The sequence below is a fragment of the Polyangium mundeleinium genome, assembly GCF_028369105.1.
Lineage (GTDB): Bacteria > Myxococcota_A > Polyangia > Polyangiales > Polyangiaceae > Polyangium > Polyangium mundeleinium.
This window is the reverse complement of the sequence record NZ_JAQNDO010000001.1, coordinates 11,127,457-11,148,019: the sequence shown is the minus strand read 5'-3', so window position 1 is coordinate 11,148,019 and position 20,563 is coordinate 11,127,457. Positions and strand designations below refer to the sequence as shown.

At 71.1% G+C, this 20,563-nt stretch carries 13 protein-coding genes; 5 read left to right on the top strand and 8 right to left on the bottom strand.

All coding sequences use genetic code 11. From position 1 onward, the window contains the following. Positions 1-9: 9 nt before the first annotated feature. The gene (locus tag POL67_RS43875; protein ID WP_271927242.1) at positions 10-2,232 is read right to left on the bottom strand and encodes a putative metal-binding motif-containing protein; all 2,223 of its coding nucleotides are present in this window, start codon (positions 2,230-2,232) and stop codon (positions 10-12) included. A 108-nt stretch (positions 2,233-2,340) separates the two neighbouring features. Here POL67_RS43875 and POL67_RS43870 point away from each other — a divergent pair, with 108 nt between their 5' ends. Beyond that, the gene (locus tag POL67_RS43870; RefSeq protein WP_271927240.1) at positions 2,341-3,741 is read left to right on the top strand and encodes a histidine kinase; all 1,401 of its coding nucleotides are present in this window, start codon (positions 2,341-2,343) and stop codon (positions 3,739-3,741) included. Between the two features lie 111 nt (positions 3,742-3,852). On the opposite strand, the gene POL67_RS43865 is transcribed toward POL67_RS43870, so the two are convergent. The 5 genes from POL67_RS43865 to POL67_RS43845 all read right to left on the bottom strand — a co-directional run bounded on the left by POL67_RS43865 (position 3,853) and on the right by POL67_RS43845 (position 8,563). Beyond that, the gene (locus POL67_RS43865) at positions 3,853-4,998 is read right to left on the bottom strand and encodes a site-2 protease family protein (protein WP_271927238.1); all 1,146 of its coding nucleotides are present in this window, start codon (positions 4,996-4,998) and stop codon (positions 3,853-3,855) included. Positions 4,999-5,106: 108 nt separating this feature from the next. Continuing rightward, the gene (locus POL67_RS43860) at positions 5,107-5,382 is read right to left on the bottom strand and encodes a hypothetical protein (RefSeq protein WP_271927236.1); all 276 of its coding nucleotides are present in this window, start codon (positions 5,380-5,382) and stop codon (positions 5,107-5,109) included. Between the two features lie 67 nt (positions 5,383-5,449). Beyond that, entirely contained in the window at positions 5,450-6,466 is a 1,017-nt protein-coding gene (locus tag POL67_RS43855) for a hypothetical protein (RefSeq protein ID WP_271927234.1), read from the bottom strand. Positions 6,467-6,518: 52 nt separating this feature from the next. Continuing rightward, entirely contained in the window at positions 6,519-7,817 is a 1,299-nt protein-coding gene (locus tag POL67_RS43850) for a FecR domain-containing protein (RefSeq protein ID WP_271927232.1), read from the bottom strand. Continuing rightward, positions 7,814-8,563, bottom strand: a complete 750-nt coding sequence (locus POL67_RS43845) for an RNA polymerase sigma factor (RefSeq protein WP_271927231.1) — start codon at positions 8,561-8,563, stop codon at positions 7,814-7,816. The genes POL67_RS43850 and POL67_RS43845 overlap by 4 nt, the downstream gene beginning before the upstream one ends. 172 nt (positions 8,564-8,735) lie before the next feature. Here POL67_RS43845 and POL67_RS43840 point away from each other — a divergent pair, with 172 nt between their 5' ends. The 3 genes from POL67_RS43840 to POL67_RS43830 all read left to right on the top strand — a co-directional run bounded on the left by POL67_RS43840 (position 8,736) and on the right by POL67_RS43830 (position 15,788). Further along, complete coding sequence (locus POL67_RS43840; RefSeq protein ID WP_271927229.1) at positions 8,736-8,948, top strand: hypothetical protein; 213 nt, start codon at positions 8,736-8,738, stop codon at positions 8,946-8,948. 158 nt (positions 8,949-9,106) lie between these two features. Then, on the top strand, positions 9,107-10,147 hold the full coding sequence (locus POL67_RS43835) for a hypothetical protein (protein WP_271927228.1): 1,041 nt from the start codon (positions 9,107-9,109) through the stop codon (positions 10,145-10,147). Positions 10,148-10,226: 79 nt separating this feature from the next. Then, entirely contained in the window at positions 10,227-15,788 is a 5,562-nt protein-coding gene (locus POL67_RS43830) for a tetratricopeptide repeat protein (RefSeq protein ID WP_271927226.1), read from the top strand. 9 nt (positions 15,789-15,797) lie between these two features. On the opposite strand, the gene POL67_RS43825 is transcribed toward POL67_RS43830, so the two are convergent. Further along, complete coding sequence (locus tag POL67_RS43825) at positions 15,798-16,637, bottom strand: heme NO-binding domain-containing protein (RefSeq protein ID WP_271927225.1); 840 nt, start codon at positions 16,635-16,637, stop codon at positions 15,798-15,800. Positions 16,638-16,837: 200 nt separating this feature from the next. After that, the gene (locus tag POL67_RS43820; protein ID WP_271927223.1) at positions 16,838-18,475 is read right to left on the bottom strand and encodes a serine/threonine protein kinase; all 1,638 of its coding nucleotides are present in this window, start codon (positions 18,473-18,475) and stop codon (positions 16,838-16,840) included. A 247-nt stretch (positions 18,476-18,722) separates the two neighbouring features. Here POL67_RS43820 and POL67_RS43815 point away from each other — a divergent pair, with 247 nt between their 5' ends. After that, positions 18,723-20,549 carry a DUF4215 domain-containing protein gene (locus tag POL67_RS43815; RefSeq protein WP_271927222.1) on the top strand — a complete coding sequence of 609 codons (1,827 nt, stop codon included), beginning with the start codon at positions 18,723-18,725 and terminating at the stop codon, positions 20,547-20,549. Positions 20,550-20,563 lie beyond the last annotated feature (14 nt).

Below are 20,563 nucleotides of genomic sequence, written 5' to 3'. Positions count from 1 at the left end.
AGGAGTCGTTCAGGGATCAACGATACGAACGTCGAGGAACCAAGGGCCGCTATCCTGGCCGAGCCCATCGATCTGGAGGAAGTACGTGCCAGGATCGAGGGTGAGATCGAGGAAGCTTTTGTTTTGGCCGTAACCGACGGCGCAGGCCTTCGGGACCTCGACGCCGGGGCAATCGGGGCCTTTTCGCACATCGAGGAGCGTCGTGTACCCCGATCCGCCCATGTCTAGCACGACGCGTTTTTTATCAGACAGGGAGAGCCCGAGGAGCTGGTCACGTGCCCCGCCCTCGGGCCCTCCACCTTGATCACAGCCAGCATTGAAGTTCGCCGTGGCATTCGCGGTGTTGCCCTGGAAAAAACCGCCCGTCGAGGGGATCATGAGCACGTCGGCGCAAGCGTCGGCGAACGGCACGATCAAAGGCGGCGTGGTCTTGCGGACGAATGCGGTGACTTGCGCGGGTTGACCGAGGAGGGATTCGGCGACGACCCGGTAATCGCCGGCCGGTATGTTGCGCTTGCCGATACGGAGAGGTGACTGCGAGCCAGGATCGCAGATGAGCTGATCCGAAGGGTCGGCGCACGCCGGGAGGGCGAGCGTGACGGCGCCGGTATCGCCCTGGGAGATGCGCTGGACGAGGAGGACGTCGGAGGCGACGGGTAGCGAGAGCGTGTAGGCCGCGTCGACGGCGCCGGGCAAGCAGCCGAGCTTTACGTCGTCTTGCCGATCGAGGAGGTCGACGTCGCGCGTGACGTTGGGCGTGATCGCCGGGGCGCCCTCGCAGGTTTCGTCAGGGAGAGGCTCAGTGGGCGGCTCGATCACGACGGTCGTGGAGACGATCGTGGGGGCGCCAGCAGCGACGGCGACGTGGTACGTGCCCGCGGGGAGCGCGTGGCGGAAGACGTCGACGATCGGCGCGCTCTTGCAGGTGATCTCGTTCTCGGGCAGCGCGCAGGCCGCGTCGCGGAGGGAGATGACGGGGAAGCCGTCGCCGTCGACGGAGCTCGCATAGACGTGGACGTTCGCGGGGGAGGCGAGCTCGAAGCTGTAGAGGAGTTCGCCGGTGAGCGGGGTGCAGGTGATGCCGACGTCCGTTGCGGCGTCGACCAAGGTGGAGAAGAAGGGCACGCCGAAGGAGATGGGCTCGGCGGTGCCGCAGGTCTCGTTCGTGGGAACGGGCTCGGGCGGGAGGAAGGCGACGTCGAGGATGACAGGCGTGTCCGCGTCGGCGAAGACGTACAGCGGCAGCGCGGTGGTCTTCGCAGGATCCCCGAGGCCGCGGCCGCGGATCTTGGCGAAGCGGCCGCCCTGGGGGTGGAAGAACGATGTGCCGCAGGTGATCTCGGTCGAGGGATCACCGCACTGGCCGAGGAGGGCAATGGCGACGTCGGCAGCGTTCGTCCGGGCGGTGATCTCGACGTCGACCGGCGGGCCCGCAGGCAGGACGATCGCCGCGACGACGTCACGCGCGGCGGGCTGGTTGTTGACGTTGCAGGAGGCGGCGAAGTTCGCGGCGGCGGCGGTGGTGTCGATCGTGTAGGCGCCTGGCGCATCGATCACGAGAGGATCGGTGCAAGTGTCGTGCTTGGGTGAAGCGCAGTCGGCTTCGTCGACGGCGCCGTCGCAGTCGTCGTCCTTGCCGTTCGCGCAGACCTCGGGCAGCGCGGGGGAGACCTTGGGATCGTCGTCGTTGCAGTCGCCCTTCGCGATGCAGTGGCCGTCGGGCACGCCGTCGCCGTCGGCGTCGCGCAGGACGTGGGTGCAGGCGCCCGTGGACTCGACGCAGGTGTCGATGGTGCAGACGTCGCCGTCGGAGCAAGCGACAGGGGGGCCGGGGAGGCAGCCGAGCTTGGGCGCGCAACGCTCGACGCCGTCACAGTAGACGCCGTCCTGGCAAGCCGCGTCGTCGGGGCTGTGGCGGCAGCGCGCGATCGAGGTGTCACAGACGTCGACGGTGCAAGTGATGGCGTCGTCGCACTGGGCGTCGTCGTTGCAAGGGCCGCCGAGGGTGTCGTCGGGCGTGCCACCGTCGTCGGGATTACCGCCGCCGGCACCGCCGCCCGTGCCGCCGTCGGGGTCGGTTGCGCCGTCGGGGCCGGCGTCGAGGGTGAAGGGGTTCGGCGCGGTGGATGGCCCACAGGCGCTCGCGAGCGCGGCCACGGGGAGGAGGGCCGTGATCCAGCGAAGGTGTCGCAGGAGCCGGGGCCGCGGAGCCTTCGTCTCGGCGCTCGTCATGGCAAAGGAAGAGGAGGCAGGTCCGCCTTCAGCGTAGCAGGGCAGGACGGGTTCTGGCATCATGCGTCGGCGCGATTTCTCGAAGAAAGCGCAGAGGACGGAGATCGGGTGACGAGCGATCGATTGACGCGCAACGAGCTGACGTGGCTGCTCGCGCAGGAAGCCCGCACTGCAGCGCAGAAGCTCCGCCAGGGAGTGATCATCCAGGACGGGCCCCCGGGCTCCGTTCGCGTGCCCGACGGCGAGAGCACGGTCGCAGTGGAGACGACGCTGAACCAGCTCGACGAGGCCGTCGGCATGCTGGCGTCGCTTCACGGGCATCCCGCGAGCCGAGGGCGGCGAGGCAAGATCGATCTCGCACAGCTCATGTGGGAGGTCGCGCCCGAGGCGCGGGTGCAGATCGAGATGGGCGAGGGCACGACGGTGTTCGGCGACGAAGCCGAGCTACGTCGCATGCTGCTCTTGCTCGTCGGTCAAGCAGGCGACCCGGCGAACGCGAAGGGCACCTCCGAAGTGAGCGTGCGCCGCGACGGCGAAGAGGTGAAGGTCAGCGTGGTGCTCGGTCCGGACCAGCCCGCGACGTTCGAGTCGGAGCGCGCGTGGCTGTCGCGCATGGCGATCCGGCACGGCGGACGGCTCGAGCTCGACGGCTCGATGCAGACGCTGGTGCTGCCGGCCGACGTGGACATGCAGCGGCAGGAGCTCGAGAACCTGAAGCGCGAGCTGAAGGCCGCGCAGGAGCAAGGCGAGGCCTACGCGCGCGAGCTCGCCGCGGTGTTCGCGAGCGGCAGCGCGAGGGTGTCGAGCACGCCGCCGGCGAGCGCATCGATCGAGCCGGTGAGCAGCGAGGGGCTCGCGGTGCTCGTGGCCGGCGTGCGAGGGCTCGTGTCGGAGCTGCGTGGCATCTTTTCGGCGATCACGCGCGACCTCTTGCCGCTCCGGGATCGGCAGGGAGAAGTCGGCGACATCGTGGCGAGCGCGATGCGGCACGTGACGGCGGCGTCGGAGACGATGGGGGACCTCGCGCGGCTCGGCGCGTGCCCGATCGGCGAGCTGCCGCGGCACGTGGACATCGCCGAGGCGCTGCGGGACGTGGTGCGCGACGACATGGGGCGCGCCGCGCGGCACGATGTGCGCGTGACGCTACACGCGCCGCAGAGCGCGTACGAGGTGACGCAGATTGGGGCGCTGACGGTGCTGATGCACGCGCTGCTCGATCATGCGATCAGCGCATCGCCGCCGGGCACGGAGGTGGTGCTGACGCTCGCCGAGCATACGAGCGGCGGGTACGCGCTCACGGTCGACGACGCCGGGCACCCGCTGCCCGAGGCGGCGAGGACAGGCGTGCTGAGCCGTGATTTCGAGGTGCTAGCGGCAGGTCGTCCGGCGGGGATCTCGCTCATCGCCGCGACGGCGGTCGCAGCGCACGTGCGCATGCACCTCGAGATCGAGGATGCTCCGAGCGGCGGCGCGCGCGTGCGCCTGGTCATTCCAAAGATGAGCGCCTAGAGCAGCGACTCGTTCGCTGCTCTGCGAGGTCGCGAAGCGAGCTCGCCCCGGGGGGTGAATCAGCCGGGCTTTGCCTGGCTGAGAGGGGGACGCGAGGCGTCCCCCTCGGGACTAACGACCCCGTCCGCCGGCCGCACCGAGGAGCGCGAGCGCGCGCTGCAGGTCGGCCGGCGTCACGAGGCCAACGACGTGCTCGCCCTCGTCGAGCACGAGCACCGCTTCCGCTTCGCCATTCACCAGCGCATCGAGCGTGGCCGCGGCGTCGTCACGCGTGTGCACGCGTGGCACGTCCGTCCGCATGGCCTTGCCGACGGTCGCGTCGGGCGCGCGGTGGAACTCGGGCCGCGCGAGGTCCCACGCCGTCACAACGCCGAGCACGTGATCCGGATCGAGCGCGTCGTGCTCGTGTGCATGCTCGTGCTCGTTGTCGACCACGAGCGCGCCCGCGAGGTTCTGCCGGAAGAGCCGCCGCGCGACCTCGCCCGCGCGTTCGTCCGCGTGCGCCTCGCCGAGCCGATCGGTCATCACCTCGGCCACGGGCAAACCTTCGAGGACCTGCCTCCACTGGCTGCGCCCCTGCTCGCCCGCCGCGCCCATGTACACGAACACCGCGATGAGCACGAGCAGCACGTTGAACGAGAGCAGACCGAAGAGGCCGAAGAGCACGGCCATGCCCTTGCCGATCGTCGCGGCCACGCTCGTCGCGCGTCGGATGCCGAGCCGCGTCGAGAGGAGGCCGCGGAGGACGCGGCCGCCGTCCATCGGGAAGGCAGGCAGGAGGTTGAACGCGCCGAGCACCGCGTTGGCGAGCGCGAGCGCGAGGAAGGCGACGCGCACCTCGGCGAGGAGCGGCAAGAGCGAGGCGAGCCAGCAAGCGACCGCGATGCCGAAGCTCGACAGCGGCCCGGCGAAGGCCATCCACGCCTCGCGCTCGGGCCGCACGTCACGCTCCATGCGCGAGACGCCGCCGAGCATCATGAGCGTGATCGATCGGACGCGGACGCCGTTCGAGACCGCGACGAGGCAGTGCGCGAGCTCGTGCAGCAGGATGGAGACGAAGAGCCCGACCGCGAGGATCGTGCCCCACACGAGCGGCGGCAGGTGCAGGTCGCTCCGCGGGACGCCAACGGCGTCGGCGATGGCCTTGAACTGGGAGGACGTGACGAACGCGACGTACGGGAGAAACAGGACGAGCGTGATGTGGAGCTTCACGGGGATGCCGCGAATGCGGAAGATCGTCCAGCCTCGGTCCAACATGGTGGCTCCTCCGGTGGCAGCGCGCGCGCCGGGCCGAGCTGCTCCCCCGGCGAGGGGGCAACACGCGTGCCCCGAGGTCGCTCGACGCGCGGCGAGGCAGGAGGCGCGTTACGCGGCCTCGTCGACCACGTCGCTGTCGATGTGGAAGCCCTCGCCGTCGGGCGTGCTGATGAAGCGCAGCGCGCCAGAGGCTTCGAGCGCATCGCAGAGCTCCTCGGCTTCGAGCTGCGAGACGCCGAACCGCTCGCAAAGCGCGTCGCGCATCGCCGTCTTGCCAGGAAGATAGTCGGCGCCGACGAACGTGCCGAAGCGCGCGCGCAGCGCCCGTCCCGCGCTCGCAGGCCCGAGCACGAAGGTCTCCTCGGGCTCTTGCTGGTGTTGCATCGAAAGGCTCCCCCCGAGGTTCATGGAGACGCGCCGCCGAGGCACAAGGCCCCTTCCTCGCGAGCGATCAACGGGGGTTCGTCGCAACGGGTCGGGCGAGCGGGTGCTCGAGCTGCAAGGCGAGGTCCACGCCGAGCCAGAGTCCCTCGACGGCGCCGCTTAGCCCGCCTGCGGTCTCGAAGCGCGTGGGCCGGAGGATGGCGCCCGGGCTCAGGTGAAGGCCGAGCCACGCGGGGCCGAACGCGCGCACGTCGACGCCGAGCAGGCCGCCCGCGCGGCCGGACCACGCGTCCCGCGCGCCGAGGATGCCGTCCGTCGCGCGCGCGTCGCCGAGGTGCAGGAAGCCGAGCGCAGCGTCGGCGCCGAGCGCGAGGCGGACCGACGAGCCGAGGTAGACGCGGTAGTCGACCGCGAGGCCGACCTCGAACCAGCGCGTGGCGCCGGCGCTCGTGGGGCCCGTGAGCCAGCGGGCGGTCGCGCGCTCGCTCACGCTGGCGCCGTGGAAGCCGAGCGAGGCGCCCGCGCCCCACAAGGTGCCGGACGAACCGGGCAGGAAGACGAAGCTCGGCGCGGCCGACCAGACGATCGCGGGGGCGCGCCGCGCCGCGAGCTCGAGCTCCTTCGGCGTGGGTGTGCGCGGGGCCGGGGCCTTGCGGGGCCGGAGCGGGCGCGCCTGCGCGCGGACGAGCTCGTTCGCGGCGATGGCCACGAGGCGCGCGGCCACGTCGGGGTTGAGGCCACCGATCAGGAGAAAACGTCGCGCGGCGGCGCGTTCGGCGAGCCGCGCTTCGATGAGGACCTCCGACGGGCTCGGCAGGTCGATCCACACGTGCGCCACATCGTCGCCGAGCGGGCCGCTCGGGCCGGGCGCGAGCGTGCCCGTGTCGTCGAGCTCGATCTCCAGCAGGCGCCGCACGCGGGACTCACCGCCGAGCGCCTCGGCGGCGGCGCGCGAGAGCGAGAGGCGCACCTCGACGCGGCGCGGGGCCGTGGTCGCCTTCGCTTCGGCAGGCGCGCTCGGCGCGGGCGCGCTCGGCGCAGCTCCCTCGGCGCGCGCGGCGCTCGGGGAGAGGGCGAACGTCACGAGGGCGGCGAGCGCCTTGCGTGCGGCCGGCGAGCGCCACGCGCAGGGCGTTTCAGGGCGCGCTTGCGTCGCCGGCTCCCGCGTCCGGTGATGCTTGGGGCTCCTCCTGCGTGGGCTCCTCGCCCGAGAGAATACGCTCCACGTCCTCCTTGCACCGGCCATCGGGGTACTTGTTCGAATACTCCGTGCCCATGCGCGCCGCCTCATCCTTCCGACCGGCGCGGTGCTCGGCGCGGATCTGCTTGCAGAGGGCGTCCTCGGCCAGCACACCTTTGAGGCTCCGCGCACGCTCGAAGTACTTTTGTGCTTGATCGGCCTGGCCCATCTTCTCGTACATGCCGCCGAGCGTGAAGGCCGCGATCTCCGCGTAAGGATCGTTCGGGAAGCCCTCGACGACGCGGGTGAGCGCGAGCAACGCCGCGGAAGGATCTCCACCTTTGGCGCGGGCGATGTCGCCGATCACCACGAGCTCGGCGGCGCTCCTCGACGACGCGATGGCGCCTTCGATCCCACCAGGCTGCTGGCGCAGGAGCTCGAGGGCCTGGGCGAGCTCGCCTGCGTTGTACTTGGCGCGCCAGTCGGGCGCCGCGATCGCGACCGCCGGTGTTTCGGGGCGCAGCGGCAGCGCGAGCGTGCGGGAAGACATGTCGCGCGGCATCGGCGCGATCGCGCGGCGCGGGCGCGGATCGGGGTTCGTCGGATCGTCGTGCGGGGCCTCGGCGAGCGCGATCATCGGCACGGCTTCGAGGCCGTCGCCGCCGGAGAGCTCACGCGAGCCGGCAGGCCAGGAGACGCGCGCCGATCCACTCGCCACGCGCACGTCGATGTCGGCCTCGTTTCGCCGGACGAACACCACGCTGCCCGCGCGCGCGAAGAGGGCCGCGCCCTCGGCGACGAGCGCGATCTCTGCGGCCTTGGGCGCGCCGGCCGTGTCCACAGAGGCCTCGCCGCGCAGGAGGCGCAAGGTGACGGCTTCGCCTTCGCCGCGCTCGACCTCAACGGTGGCGCCGGGCGAGAGGGTCAACGTGCCGCCGCCGGGCAGCGGATAACTCGCTTGCCGGGTGCCTGCAGCGAGCACGCTCGGCGACGCGTTGTTTTCGGCCGAGATCGCGCGCACCTCGGTCGGACCGCCTTCACGGCTCGTGCCCGTCCCGACGTAGAGGCCCGCGCAGAAGGCGGCGACGGCAGCGGCGGCGACAGCGATCAGCGTGCCCGTCATGCGTGAGCGTTCGGGTTCGCGGCGTCCGGGCAGATCGTGCTCGAGCCGCTCCCAGACGCGCTCGATACGCGCCGGATCCGCGTGATCCCGCAGGTCTTGCGGGCGCAGGGGAGGCACCACGCGGCGGGTCATTGGTCAACCTCTTTGCTCACCGGTTCTTCCTTGCCGGTCGGGTCGACGAAGTGTTCGTCGAGGAAACGCTGCGCGCGCGTGATACGACGTTTCACGGTGGCGAGCGAGCACCGCGTGAGCCCGGCGACAGCTTCGAGCTCGTGCCCGTCGATGCAGCGGAGCGTCCAGGCGATGCGCTCGTCCGAGGGGAGCGTGCGCAGGAGCGCGTAGATCTGGGCGAGCTGCGCGCGCACGTGCGGCGAGGCCTCGGGGCTCGCGATCGCGTCGAGATCCACGGGCTCGCTCGCGCGGCCGAGCCCGAGGAGGTTCAGGAGCTTGCCGCGCCGCATGCGCGAGCGGACCGCGTGCACCACGATCGAGCCGAGCCAGCCGCGGAACGCTGCGCGATCGGTGAGATCACGCAGGCGCTCGAAGGCACGGAGGAACGCGTCGTGGACGATGTCCTCCACGTCGCGGGGCGAGCCCTCGATCCGCGTGGCGAGGTTGATCGCGAAGGCCACGTGGCGCCGGTAGAGGATCTCGAGGGCCTGGACGTCGCCCTCCGCGCCGAGGCCGACGAGCTGCGCGTCGGGCAGGTCGGCGAGCGCGGAGCGGCTGCCTTTGGGGGCGCGCGAGGTCTCGGGCGGGCGCTTGGCTTCGGCGCGATCGTCGGCGATGGGCGTAGCGGCCACCTCGTCGCCCTCGTTCGTGGGGCGGGGCGATGGCTCGACGAGCCGCAACCGACCGCGCTGAAGTCTCGGCGCCATTTTCGTTAATCCTGCGTGTCTAAGGACGCTCAGGGTGTGGCAGGTGGCTCACGGCGGCTACAAAGATTTTTTTGGAGCTCGCGTGAGCCGTTCCAGAGACCTTGGGCGTCCAGGGGAGTGCCGCAGGTCGGACGTCTGCGGGAGCTTCTAGCTAGTACGGAGGATCACAAACATGATCAAGCACATCATCCTCGCTCTCTCGGTTTCCCTCCTCGCGGTCGCCTGCGGCGGCGCTCCGGCGGAAGAGGCGAAGTCGCCCGAGGGTGCCCCGGCCGATGCGAAGCCGGCCGAGGGTGCTCCGGCCGATGCGAAGCCGGCCGATGGCGCCGCCCCGGCGGGTGACCAGGCTGCGCCGCCGGCTGGTGACCAGGCCGCCCCGAAGTGAAACGACTTACACCCCGGCGATCCGCTTTCTGCGGATCGCCGGGGTGTCCTTTTTTGTGCGCCTGAAAGAAGGCCGCGCGGGCGCAGCGCGGGGATGCCACGTCGGGTAGGATCGAAGCTCGCTCGCTTCGTTTTCTTTCGTATCGACAGGTGGATCCCATGCAGAGCTCGCGGCGCTTCGTGCAGAGGTCGTTCGTCGGGGTGATGTTGCTCGGCGCGCTCGGCGCGTTGTTCCCCTTCGCCGGCTGCGGTCGCACGAGCATCACGCCCGCGGAGGGGGGAAGCCTGGGCGGCGACGGCGCGTGTGGCGACGGCACGTGTGATCCCGAGGAGACGTGCGCGACATGCGCGCAGGATTGCGGGTTCTGCGCGGGATGCGGCGACGGCGCGTGTACGGGGATCGAGGCCTGCGAGAACTGTCCCGTCGACTGCGGGGTGTGCGCGAGCTGCGGCGATGGAACGTGCGGCGACGGGGAGAGCTGCGCGACGTGTGTGCTCGACTGCGGCGCGTGCGCGGGCTGCGGCGACAAGACGTGTGATCCGAACGAGAGCTGCGCGACGTGCCCCGTCGATTGCGGGCTCTGCCAGACGTGCGGCAACGGCGCGTGCGACGCGAGCGAGACGTGCGCGTCGTGCCCCGGGGACTGCGGCGCGTGTTCGAGCTGCGGCGATGGGTTCTGCACGGCGCCGGAGGACTGCCTTTCCTGCGCGCCCGACTGCGACGCGTGCCCGAGCTGCGGCGACAACGAGTGCGACGCGGGCACCGAGAACTGCTTCACGTGCCCTGGAGATTGCGGAAAGTGCGCGGGATGCGGCGACGGTATCTGCACCGGGACCGAGACGTGCGCTTCGTGCCAGACGGACTGCGGCGTCTGTTCGGTGTGCCCGAACGGCAAGTGCGAGGCGTTCGAGACGTGCTCGATCTGCCCCCAGGACTGCGGGACCTGCCAGACGAAGGGTTGCCTCGAAGTGGTCACGTGCGCCCTCGGGTGCCTCGATCTCGGCTCGAATCCCCCGAAATTCAGCGTGACGTGCGTGGCGAACTGCGTCGCCCAGGGCTGCGCCGACGTGCAGTTCTTCGTGGACCAGGTGCTGACCTGCGCCGTCGGCGTGCTTCCCGACTGCGGCGGAGACTTCGGGTGCATCCAGTCCGAATGCGGCGCGGAGTTCGCGGCCTGCATCGGCGCGAAGTGCAACTGACGCCCGTCCCCAGGTGAAGGAGGGGCCTCTCTTGCCCAGGGCTTGCTCGATCGACGGGCAAGCCGTGTAGCATCGACGCGTGGCCGAGAACGACGAGCGCCCCGACGAGCCGAAGGCCGAGGACAAACCCACCCCGCAAGCGCGACCCGCCATGATGTCCGTGGACGCGGGCTGGGACGTGCCGGACAAGGGGAAGCCCGCCGCGCCCGGAAAGCCCGCGCCGCCCGCGCAAGCCGCGCAGCCGCCGCAAGGCGCGTCCGCGCCGAAGCCCGCGCCGCCCGGCAAGGTCGTGCCCGCGGTGGGGCCGCTCCCGCCGAAGCCCGCGACGACCGTGGTGCGCGCAGCACCGGAGCCCGCCGCGCCCGCGCAATTGCCTCCGATGGCGCCGCCACCGCTGCCGCCGATGGCGCCGCCGCCCGTCCCGGGGCGTCCCGCGCCGCCGCGTCGCGCGACCACCGTCGCGACGGGAGCCGCGCCTGCCGCCACGCCTGCGGCTGCACCCGCCGCGCCCACTGCGCCCGCCGTCGCGCCCGCCGAGCCTGTCGCGGCAGTTTCGAACGAGCCGGTCACGCTCGGCGTCGAGCTTACGCGGCGCGCCGAGCGCATCACGAGCGCCGATCCCGTGGCCGCGGCGCGCGCCCTCGTCGAGCGTGGTCTCGTCGAGGAGCGCGTCGAGCACGATCGGATCGCGGCGCGGCGCTCGTTCGCGGCCGCACGCTCGATCACGCGCGCGCTCGGCCCGGCGCTGTCGCGGCTCCGGCACCTGTTCGAGCCCGAGGATCGGCTGGAGCGGATCTCGGTCATCGACGACGAGCTCGTGGTCGCGGAGAGCGACGCCGAGCGCGCGGATCTGCTCGTCGAGCGCGCGCGCGCCACGGCCGATCTCGGGCGCTGGCCCGAGGCGCGCGCGGCCTACGGAAAGGCCCTCGAGCTCGTGCCCGCGCACCCGCACGCGCTGCGCGGCCTGGAGGCGGTGCTGCGCCGCGAGATCGAGCGCGCGAAGGGGCGTGATCTCGCGGAGTCGCTCGCCAAGCATCTCGAACGCATGGCCGACGCGTATGCCCCCGAGGCGGGCAAGCCCGACGGGGACGCGCGGCTCGCCGCGTGGCTCCACGTCGAGCGCGCGGCGGTCCTCGACGACATGCTCCAGCAACCGGCGCTCGCGACCGCGGCGCTCGAACGCGCCGTCAACTTCGAACCCGCGCCGGGGCCGGTCCGCGCGGCGCTCTCGCGGCACCACGTCCGCCACGACGAGCCGCGCGCGTACTGCGACTCGCTCTCCGCCGAGGCCGAGCACGAGCTCGAAGATGATCGCGCTTCGCGGCTGCTGTACACGGCGGCGCGGATCCAGGGGGAGCGAGCGCGGGATCCACACGAGGCGATCTCGCTCCTCGGCCGCGCCACCTCGCGCGCGCCCGCGGGGACGCCGACCGCGCGCCGGATCCTCACCGAGCTGAGCCGGCTGCAGGAGCAAGAAGGGGCGCTCGAACAGGCTTCGATCACGCGGAAGCGCGAGCTCGCCATGCTGACCGGGCAGGAGGCGATCGCGCACGCGCACGTGCGGCTCTCGGAGATCTACGACGCGCTCGGGCAAGCGGAGAACGCGGCCGTTCACGCCGAGCAGGCGCTCCTGCACGATCCCGTGGACGAGTCGACGCGAGAGCGGCTCGACCGCGCGCTGCAGCGCCTCGGCCGGCACGAGCGTCGCGTCGAAGTGTGGGCTGCGGAGGGCAATGCCGAGCGGCCCGCGCACCAGCGCGTCGCGTCGCTCATGCGCGCGGCCGACATCTGCGAGCGGCACCTGCGCAAGCGCGAGGACGCCATCGCCTACCTGAAGGCGGCGTGGACCGTGAACCCCGGCGATGCCGCGATCTTCGACGCGCTCACCGCGCTCCTGGAGAAGCCCGCGCGCGAGCCCGACGCGGCCGTGCGCGCGCGCATTGACCTCTACACGCAGGCCGCGCAGGCCCAGGCCGAGGCGCCTCGCAAGATCGCACTGCTCGAAAAGCTCGTGAGCATCTGGGAGGACGAGCTCGGTCAGCCCGAGCGCGCGATGGAGGTGCTCGATCAGATCCTCGCGCTCGATCCCGTGCGGCGCACCGCGGTCCTCGCGATGCAACGAAACGCGCAGCGCGCCAGCGATTACCGCAGGCTCGGGCAGGCGCTCGTCGCCGAGTCCGAGCTGACCCAGGATTCTGCACTCAAGCGCAGGCTCCTGCTCCGTGCCGCGGACGTGGTCGGCGAGCGCATGGGCGATCGGGATCGCGCGATCGATCTCGTGGATCGGGCGCTCGCCGTGAAGGCGACCGACCCGGACGCGCTGCGCGCGCGCTTCCGTCTGCTCACGCGCGCGGGCCGGAACGAGGAGGCGAAACAAGCGCTCCTCGGGCTCATCCGCAACGATCCCGCAGGGTCGTTCGGGCTCTGGATCGAGGTCGCGCGCTTCGACGAGCTCCGCCTCAAGCGCCCGCAGGAGGCCGTGAAGGCCTACGAGGAGGCCGCGCGGCTGCGCCCCGATCACCCGATGCCTGGGCTCGAGATCACGCGCCTGCTCCGCGCCACGGGGGATCATCGTCGCCTCGTCACCTCGCTGAAAAAGCTCGCCGACGGTGCCTCCGGGCCGATCGCGCGCGCGAGCTTTCTGTTCCAGGCTGCCGAGGTCGAGGAGCTCTTGCTCGGCGATGACCAGGCCGCGCTCGCGACCCTCGCGGCCGCGGATGCGCTCTCGTCCTCCCCAGAGGGCGCCTTCGATCCGGCCGTCGTCGAGGCCATGGAGCGCATCCTCGTGCGGCGCCGCGCGACCGACGAGCTTGCCGCGCTTTACGCTGGCTGGCTCGCGCGTCACCCGCCGGCGTCCGTCGATCACGCGATCCGCATCGCCTTCGCCGACGTGCTCTGCCGCAAGGATCGCCGCGAGGCCGTGGGGCTGCTCGAAGGGCTCACCACCGTCGTGCCCGATCACGTCCCGGCGTTGCGCATGCTCGAGCACCTGCACAGGAGCGCGCAGGCCGTCGCCCTCGCCGATGTTCTCCGCGGGCAGGCGGCCGCCGCGCGATCGGTCATCGCCCGCACGGGCGCGCTCGCGCACCTCGTCACGCTGGAGGAGCGCATCCCGAGTGACGTGGTCCTCGACGCGCTCGGCCGCGTCGTCGCCGAGCGCCCGGCCGACAGCAGCGTCCACGACGCGATCATCCGCATCGCCGGTCGCCTCGTCGAAGGCGCCATCTCGCCGGCCTCCACGGGCCCTGCGGGCGCGCTCCTCCTCGCGTCGATCACCGCGCGCAAATCCCTCGCGCGCGAACCTTTCGCCCGCGGATTCTTCCAGCTCGAAGAGGCGATCCTCGTCGAGGCCAAGGCCCGCGGCGGCGACGCCTCGCTCGCCCGCGCCTCGCTCGCCGGCTACCGCGACACCCTCGCGCTTTTCCCCGACAGCTTGCTCGCCGCGCGTGGCCTCGATCGGCTCGCCGGCGAGCTCGGCGATCGCTCGGCGCTCATCACGGCGAACCGCGCGCTCGCCCGGATCGTCGAGGGCGCTCCTCGCCGTGCCGGACACCTCGTCCGCGCCGCACAGCTCACTGCCGAGGAGCCCGGCCTCATGGGCGAGGCCCTCGATCTCTACGAGAACGCGCTCCGCGAAGACCCCGACTGCGAGCCCGCTGCGCGCGCGCTTGCCCGGGGCCTCGCGCTCGATCCTGCGCGCCTCGCCGATCGCCTTGGCGCCGCGCTCGAACGCGCCACGTCGTCCGCGCAGATCGTCCTGCTCGGCACCGAAATCGGCCGCGCCGTCCTTCGCCACCACGAGGCCGGCGGCACCTCGCCCGATGCGAGCATCGGCGTCGCGGCCATGCGCCGTGTCCTCGCCGAGACGCCCGACGACGTCCCCGCGCTCATGCTCACCGCGCGCCTCTACACCGCGCAGCGCCTCCCGGCCGAGGCTCGCGACGCGTGGCAGCGCATCGTCTCGATCGCGGCCGTCCCCGAGGCGCGCACCGCGGCGTACTTCGAGCTCGCGACCCTCTACGAAGGCCCGCTCGCCGACCTTCCGCGCGCCGAGCAGTGCGTCCAGGCCGTGCTCACGATGGAGCCCTCGAACGCCTTCGCGCTCGACCGCCTCTACCAGATCGCCGCCAAGCGCGGGGATCACGCGCTCGCCGTGCATGCGCTCACGCGCCTCGCGGACGCCTCGCCCGACGCGCGCACCCGCGTCGACGTTTGCCTCCGCCTCGCCGAAGCGCAACGCGAGGCCGGTGATCGTGCAGGCATCGTCCGCGCGCTCTGCGACGCCATCGCGCACGGCCCGACCGACATGCGCCCCTGGGGCGCCCTCGCGCGCCTCTACCGCGTCGAGACGCCCGACGGCGCGGCTCAGTATGTCGCGGCGATCGGCCAGGTCCTCGAGATCGCCTCTGCGCGCCGACTGCCCATCGACCCGCGCTGGCTCACCACGATCGGCTTGCTCGAAGTCACCGTCCTCGTGCGCCCGCGCGACGGCGTCGTGCACCTCCAGCAGGCCGTCGCGCTCCCCAGCGCCGGCCCCGAGGCCCGCGCCGCGCTCGGCCGCGGCCTCGACGCTGCCAACCGCAACGCCGATGCCGTCCAGGTCCTCCGCGACGTCCTCGCGACCGACATCGACGCCCTCGCGAAGACCGGCGAACTCTCCGCTGCCCTCGCCGCGCTCGAATCTGCGCTCGCCAAGGATGGACGCGCCGAGGAGCGCCTCACCGTCGAGGAGGCCCGCGCTTGCCTCGGCGACGTCAAACCCGACCGCATCACGCGCCTCCGCGCGCGCCGCATGTCGCCCGAGGCGCTGCCTCCCGGCGTCTTCGCGGGCCCCGAGCTCCACCGCCTCATCGTCCCCGAGGCCCAGAGCCCCATGCTCCTCGCCGCCGCGGCCATCGCGCCCATCGCGCACAAGGCCTTGCGCTTCGAGCTGTCGAGCCTCGGCATCTCCTCGCGCGACCGCATCGGCTCGCGGGACAACAGCTTCACGTATCGCCTCGCCGATCGCATCGCCAAGAGCCTCGGCATCGAGGGGTTCGAGCTCTACCTCTCGCAGACCTGGCAGGGCATGCCGCGCGTGTATCCCGGCGATCCGCCGGCCATCGTCGGCCCCGTCGCGTTCGCCGAGCTGCCCGAGCCCGAGCAAGCCTTCGCCCTCGGCCGCCTCTTCGTGCGGATCGCGCTCGGCCCCACCTGGCTCGACGAGCTCGCCCTCGAGTCGTGTGACGCCCTCCTCATCGCCGCCATGCGCACCGTCGATCCCTCCTTCGGCGCGCGTGACCTCGGCCCCGTGCGCGAGCAGGCTGCCCAGGCCTTCAGCGTCCACGTGCAGCGCGCCATCGGCCGCAGGCAACGCAAGCTCCTCGAAGAGATCCTCCCCTCCGCCGCGCCCGGCTACGACATCCGCCACCTCGCTGCCGGGGTTCGTCGCAGCGAAAACCGCCTCGGATATCTGCTCTCCGGCGACCTCGTCGCCGCGATCGATCACCTCTGCCGCATCGATCGGGACGTCGCGCGCGCGGCCGAGGATCCTCGCCTCGTCGTGCTGCATCCGGTCACGGGCGACCTCCTCCGCTTCGCGCTCAGCTCGCCCTCGTATGCGGAGCGGCGCCGCGCGGGCACCGTCTGGACGAACGCGTAACGCTTTGGATCAGCGCCGACGCCAGGGCTCCGACGGGTCGCCGTCGGAGCTTGGCGGCGGCGTGCTCGGCGTGCTCGGGAGGCTCGGCGCGGCTGGCAGCGAGGAGATCCGCGCGGGCGCCACGCTGCTCGCCGGCGGGCTCGTCTTCGTCTCGGTCCTCCACGCCGACGAGGATGCGGGCGGCGGCGGCACCGACGGCATGTCCGAGCGATCGCCGAACAGCGCGGTTTTGAGCGCCGATCGACTCATCGCCGGCGGCGTCAGCCTTCGCGCGAGCCCTTGCGCCCGCTCCGTGAGCTGCGTCGTTCGTTCGAGCCGGATGGCCATCTCGCATGCCGACGCGCCTGCGAGCATGCACCGCCCCTCGTCGAGGATCACCGGCTGCTCCATGTTCGCGCCGAGCCCTCGCACGATGCCCTTGATCAGCGCGCAGCCCTTCAGGTGCGACTGGTACACCAGCACCACTTCACCGTCGCGCCCCCAGCGCGCGGTCACCGGTGATTGGGGCGTCACATCGCCGCTCCGTTGCGCCATCCGCTCGATGAGCTCCTCGCTGTGCACGAGCAGGTCGAGCACCCGCCAGCGTGGATCGACGAGGTTGCCGTAGACCTTCAGGAGCTCGGACGCGAGCGTGTCGCCGAAGCTCTCCAGCACGAGGGCGGGCGACATGCCCGTCATGCGCGACATGCTCGTCGCGAGCGCGGAGAGCTCTTCGCCCGGGTACGACTGGGAGGGCAGGTACACCCGTTCGGCGACGCCGGCTTCGTTCCGGATCGTTCGCCAGAGCTCCTCGCCGAGCCGTTCGCGTACGTAGTTTTGGAACCCGAGGAGAATGACGCCCAGCACCACGGCCCCCTGCCTCGCGCGTTACGGTCGAGCGAGGCCTGAATGGGTCAAGTATGCAAGATCAACGCCGGAACCGTCTCGAACATTCGATACGCGTTCTTCCCGATCTCGACGACTCCGCCTGCCCTCCGTGGGACGTAAGCCCACGTTCGTGTGCCCGCTTTTGCAACGGATGGATTGCGACTTTGCAATGCGCGGGCGAGCTACTTTTTGTTCCAGTCGATCTTGTCCCACTCTCGCTTTTTCGTCTTCTTCGACGATTCGGTACCCGTCGTCGGCGCGCCGGATCCGGCGTTCGACTTCGTCGTGCTCGCGCCGGAGCCTGCGTTCGCCTTCGTCGTGCTCGCGCCGGCCCCGGAATCGGTCGACGGCTCGTCGTGCCCGCGGAACACCGCGATGCTGACGAACAGGAGGATCAAGCACACGAGCGCCGCGATCAGCGCCGGGATGAGCGGGATCTTCCGCGGCTCCGAGGGCGCTGTAGCGGCCGTCGTGATCAGGCTCTTCGCCATCGGCGGCGGCGTGTGCGCGGCCGACAGAGGCGCGGGCGTCGGCTCCGACGCGCGCGGCGAGGCTTGCGCAGGCGCCGAAGGGTGCGACGCGCGTGACGAGTTCGTCGCTTCGGGCGCTTGCGTCGGCGCGGGCGTCGGCTCCGACAAACCCAGGCTCGCCACGCTCGCCATCACCGTCGGCCCGTACAGGATCGACGCGTTCGCCTGCGCGGTCGTCGCGGATCGTGGCCCCGTCCCGGTCGGGCTGCTCGGCGGCGAGACCGTCGTCACTGCGGCCACGACCGTCGGCGCGGAGATCACGCCCGGCATCACGACGCCGATGCCCGCCGCCGTCGCCGACTCCCCTGCGCCCATCGGCGGCGGCGGCACCGTCGGCGCTTCGGCGAGATCGATGTTTGCCGGCGCGGCCGCGGGCGTCGTGATCAGCGCGGTCGGCAGCTCCCCGGCGGCGAGCTTTTCCAGCGCGTACGGCGGCGGCTCTCCGCGCAGGAGCGCGCGCACGTCGCGCTGCATCGTCGCGGCGTCCGGGTAACGCCGATCCGTGCGAAACGCGAGCGCACGATCGACGACCATGCACACCGACGGGGACACGTCCTTCACCAGCGTCGCGAGCGGCGGCGCCGGCTCGGTCGACATCTTCACGAGGATCTCGGCCTCGGTGTTTCCCTCGTGGATGCGCCGCTTCGCGAGCAGCCGGAACATCGTCGAGCCGAGCGCGAAGATGTCGGCGCGCCCGTCGATCTCGACGCCGCGGATCTGTTCGGGCGGCATGTACGGCAACGTCCCGAGCATCGAGCCGATCTTCGTTTGCACGGCGTGTTGCGAGTTCCGGAGCCGCGCGATGCCGAAGTCGAGCACCTTCACGTGCCCGGTGTTCAGGACGAACACGTTGTCGAGCTTGATGTCGCGGTGGACGATGTTCTGGGCGTGCGCGGCGCCGAGCACCGAGAGCACCTCGTCGACGTACGTGAGCATCTCCTCGACGGGCATCGCGCCGAGCCGCTTGAAGCGCGCGGCGAGCGACTCGCCTTCGAGCAGCTCCATCACGATGAACGGCAGCCCGTCGTGGGTCGTGCCCATGAACAGGACCTCGACCGCGCCTGGGTGACGGAAGCTCGACAGAACACGCGCTTCCTGCTCGAAGCGTGCCCGGAGATCCTTCTGCCGCGCCACCTCCGGGTGGAGGATCTTCACCGCGTCGCGCCGGCCGATCTCCTGCACGCCGACGTACACGGCGGCCATCCCGCCGACGCCGATGAGGCTCTCGAGCCGCCACGTGTCGCGCAGCGTGGTCCCGACGCGCCGCTCCCAGAGCTCCCGATCCTCCATGCCAGCGCTCCGATATGACCGTTTCCGGGCGGCCCGGTCAAGCGGCGCCTTCGTGTGGGGTGGTCTCCGTGCTTCCCACGTGCTGTCGACGGACGGAGGGGCCGCAAAGCTCCCGTCGCAACCGAAAAACGAACGAGACTACGAGAGATGCCACGAGAATCCAACCATTCACGGACGGATGCGGCTAGGATACGCCCCAACCGGCTTGCTTGGCGCGGGATGAAACGCTTGGAGGTGTAACGTGCGGATGCAATCGAATTCGCGGGGGCTCGCGGCGGTGATGACGCTCGCGGGGCTCGCTTTGATGGGACTTGTTGCAGGCTGTGGTGGGGACGAAGGCTCGGTCACCCCGACCGGAACGGGCGGGACGGGCGGGGAGGGCGGCATGGGCGGAGCCGGCGGCGGCGAGCCTGTGTGTGGCAACGGCGTCGTCGAGGGCACCGAGGCGTGCGACGACGGCAATACCGTCGTCGGCGACGGTTGTGAAAGCGACTGCTCCTTCTCCTGCAACAACGCGACCCCGGTGACCGGCGACGCGAAATGCGACGACGGCGATCCCTGCAACGGCGCCGAGACCTGCAAAGACAGCCACATCTGCGCGCCTGGGGCGAACGCGCCCGACGGCTCCGATTGCGGCACGGGCAAGGTCTGCAATGCAGGCGTCTGCGTCGACGACACGTGCGGCGACGGCTTCGCCAGCCCGAGCGAGGAATGCGACGACGGCAACATCGAGAACGGCGACGGCTGTGATTCGTGCAAGTGGAGCTGCGTCTCGGACGACCCGACGCGCGACTGCTCGGGCCTCGATCCGTGCGTCGGCTCCGTCTGCGACGACGCCACGCATACCTGCGGCAATCCTATCGGCAACGGCCAGGTCTGCGGGATGGACTCCGTCTGCGTGAATGGCGCCTGCACCTCCATCGTATGCGGCGACGGCGTCATGGATCCCGGTGAAGAGTGCGACGACGGCAACCTCATGGACGGCGACGGCTGCCAAGCCGATTGCACGCTCCCCCCTGCGGCGTCGGTCTGCGGCAATGGTGTCCGCGAGCCTGACGAGCAATGCGACGACAGCAACACGAAGAACCTCGACGGCTGCGATTCCGCGTGCAAGTTCGAGCAGATCCAGCGCGCGACCTGGCTCAAGATGCAGTTCGCCACCGACGCTGGTTTCTGCCCTGCGAACCGCCTCGGCAGCGCCATCGCCACCGCAGCGCAGAGCCAGCTCCAGACCTCGCTCGACGACGGCGTCCTCAACGGCTCGATCAGCATCATGTTCAAGACGCTCGGTCTGAACGACCTCAGCGGCACCTCCGACCCGTCGATCGAGATCGGCGTCATCCAGGGCACTCCTGTCATCCCGATGGGCGCCATGTACAACGGCACGGCCGATCTCGATTGGTGGTACACGATTGCCCCGGTCTCCATCGACGCGAACCGCAATCCGCTCGACAAGCTCACGGGCTTCATCAGCGCCAAGACGCTCACCGCGGGCCCGGGCAAGCTCTCGATCGGCGTCAACTTCGCGGGTGCGCCTGGGGCGCTCCGGATGAGCAACGCGCGGCTCACGATGTCCGTAGGCGCCGTGAGCACGCCCCTCGCGTCGACCGGCAATACGCCGGGCCACCTCGCCGCGGAGAACCTCGATCCGGCGCTCCAGAGTTATGCGAGCAATGGGCAACCGAACGACAACGGCGCTGGCAAGCTCTGTGGCAACGTCAGCGCGGCCTCGCTCGACCAGATCCCGGTCCCTGCCGACCTCGTCGCCGGTGGCGCCATCCCGTGCGACCAGGGATATACCGCGCAGAACTCCCTGCTCGACGTCATCATCGGCGGCTGCACCGTCTTCAACTTCGTCACGGTCATCGCCGTCAGCCAGCCTGATCAGGTCGATCCGAGCGCGCCGGTCGCGGGCGCGGGCGGCCCCTACACGCTCACGGCGAACGCCATGACGAAGGCGGTCAACGCCTGCCGCGACAAGAACAACCAGACCGCCGACCTCAATACGTGCCTCAACGCTGCGGCGTACTCGTCGTTCTTCAAGTTCGCGACGGGCCGCGTCATCGCGAAATAGGGCGATTCCCCTCT

Excerpts from the sequence above, each read along its gene's own strand:
- POL67_RS43850 (WP_271927232.1), bottom strand. The coding sequence starts at position 7,817 with ATGACCCGCCGCGTGGTGCCTCCCCTGCGCCCGCAAGACCTGCGGGAT.
- POL67_RS43820 (WP_271927223.1), bottom strand. The coding sequence starts at position 18,475 with ATGGAGGATCGGGAGCTCTGGGAGCGGCGCGTCGGGACCACGCTGCGC.
- POL67_RS43840 (WP_271927229.1), top strand. The coding sequence starts at position 8,736 with ATGATCAAGCACATCATCCTCGCTCTCTCGGTTTCCCTCCTCGCGGTC.
- POL67_RS43865 (WP_271927238.1), bottom strand. The coding sequence starts at position 4,998 with ATGTTGGACCGAGGCTGGACGATCTTCCGCATTCGCGGCATCCCCGTG.
- POL67_RS43845 (WP_271927231.1), bottom strand. The coding sequence starts at position 8,563 with ATGGCGCCGAGACTTCAGCGCGGTCGGTTGCGGCTCGTCGAGCCATCG.
- POL67_RS43835 (WP_271927228.1), top strand. The coding sequence starts at position 9,107 with ATGCAGAGCTCGCGGCGCTTCGTGCAGAGGTCGTTCGTCGGGGTGATG.
- POL67_RS43860 (WP_271927236.1), bottom strand. The coding sequence starts at position 5,382 with ATGCAACACCAGCAAGAGCCCGAGGAGACCTTCGTGCTCGGGCCTGCG.
- POL67_RS43875 (WP_271927242.1), bottom strand. The coding sequence starts at position 2,232 with ATGACGAGCGCCGAGACGAAGGCTCCGCGGCCCCGGCTCCTGCGACAC.
- POL67_RS43815 (WP_271927222.1), top strand. The coding sequence starts at position 18,723 with ATGCAATCGAATTCGCGGGGGCTCGCGGCGGTGATGACGCTCGCGGGG.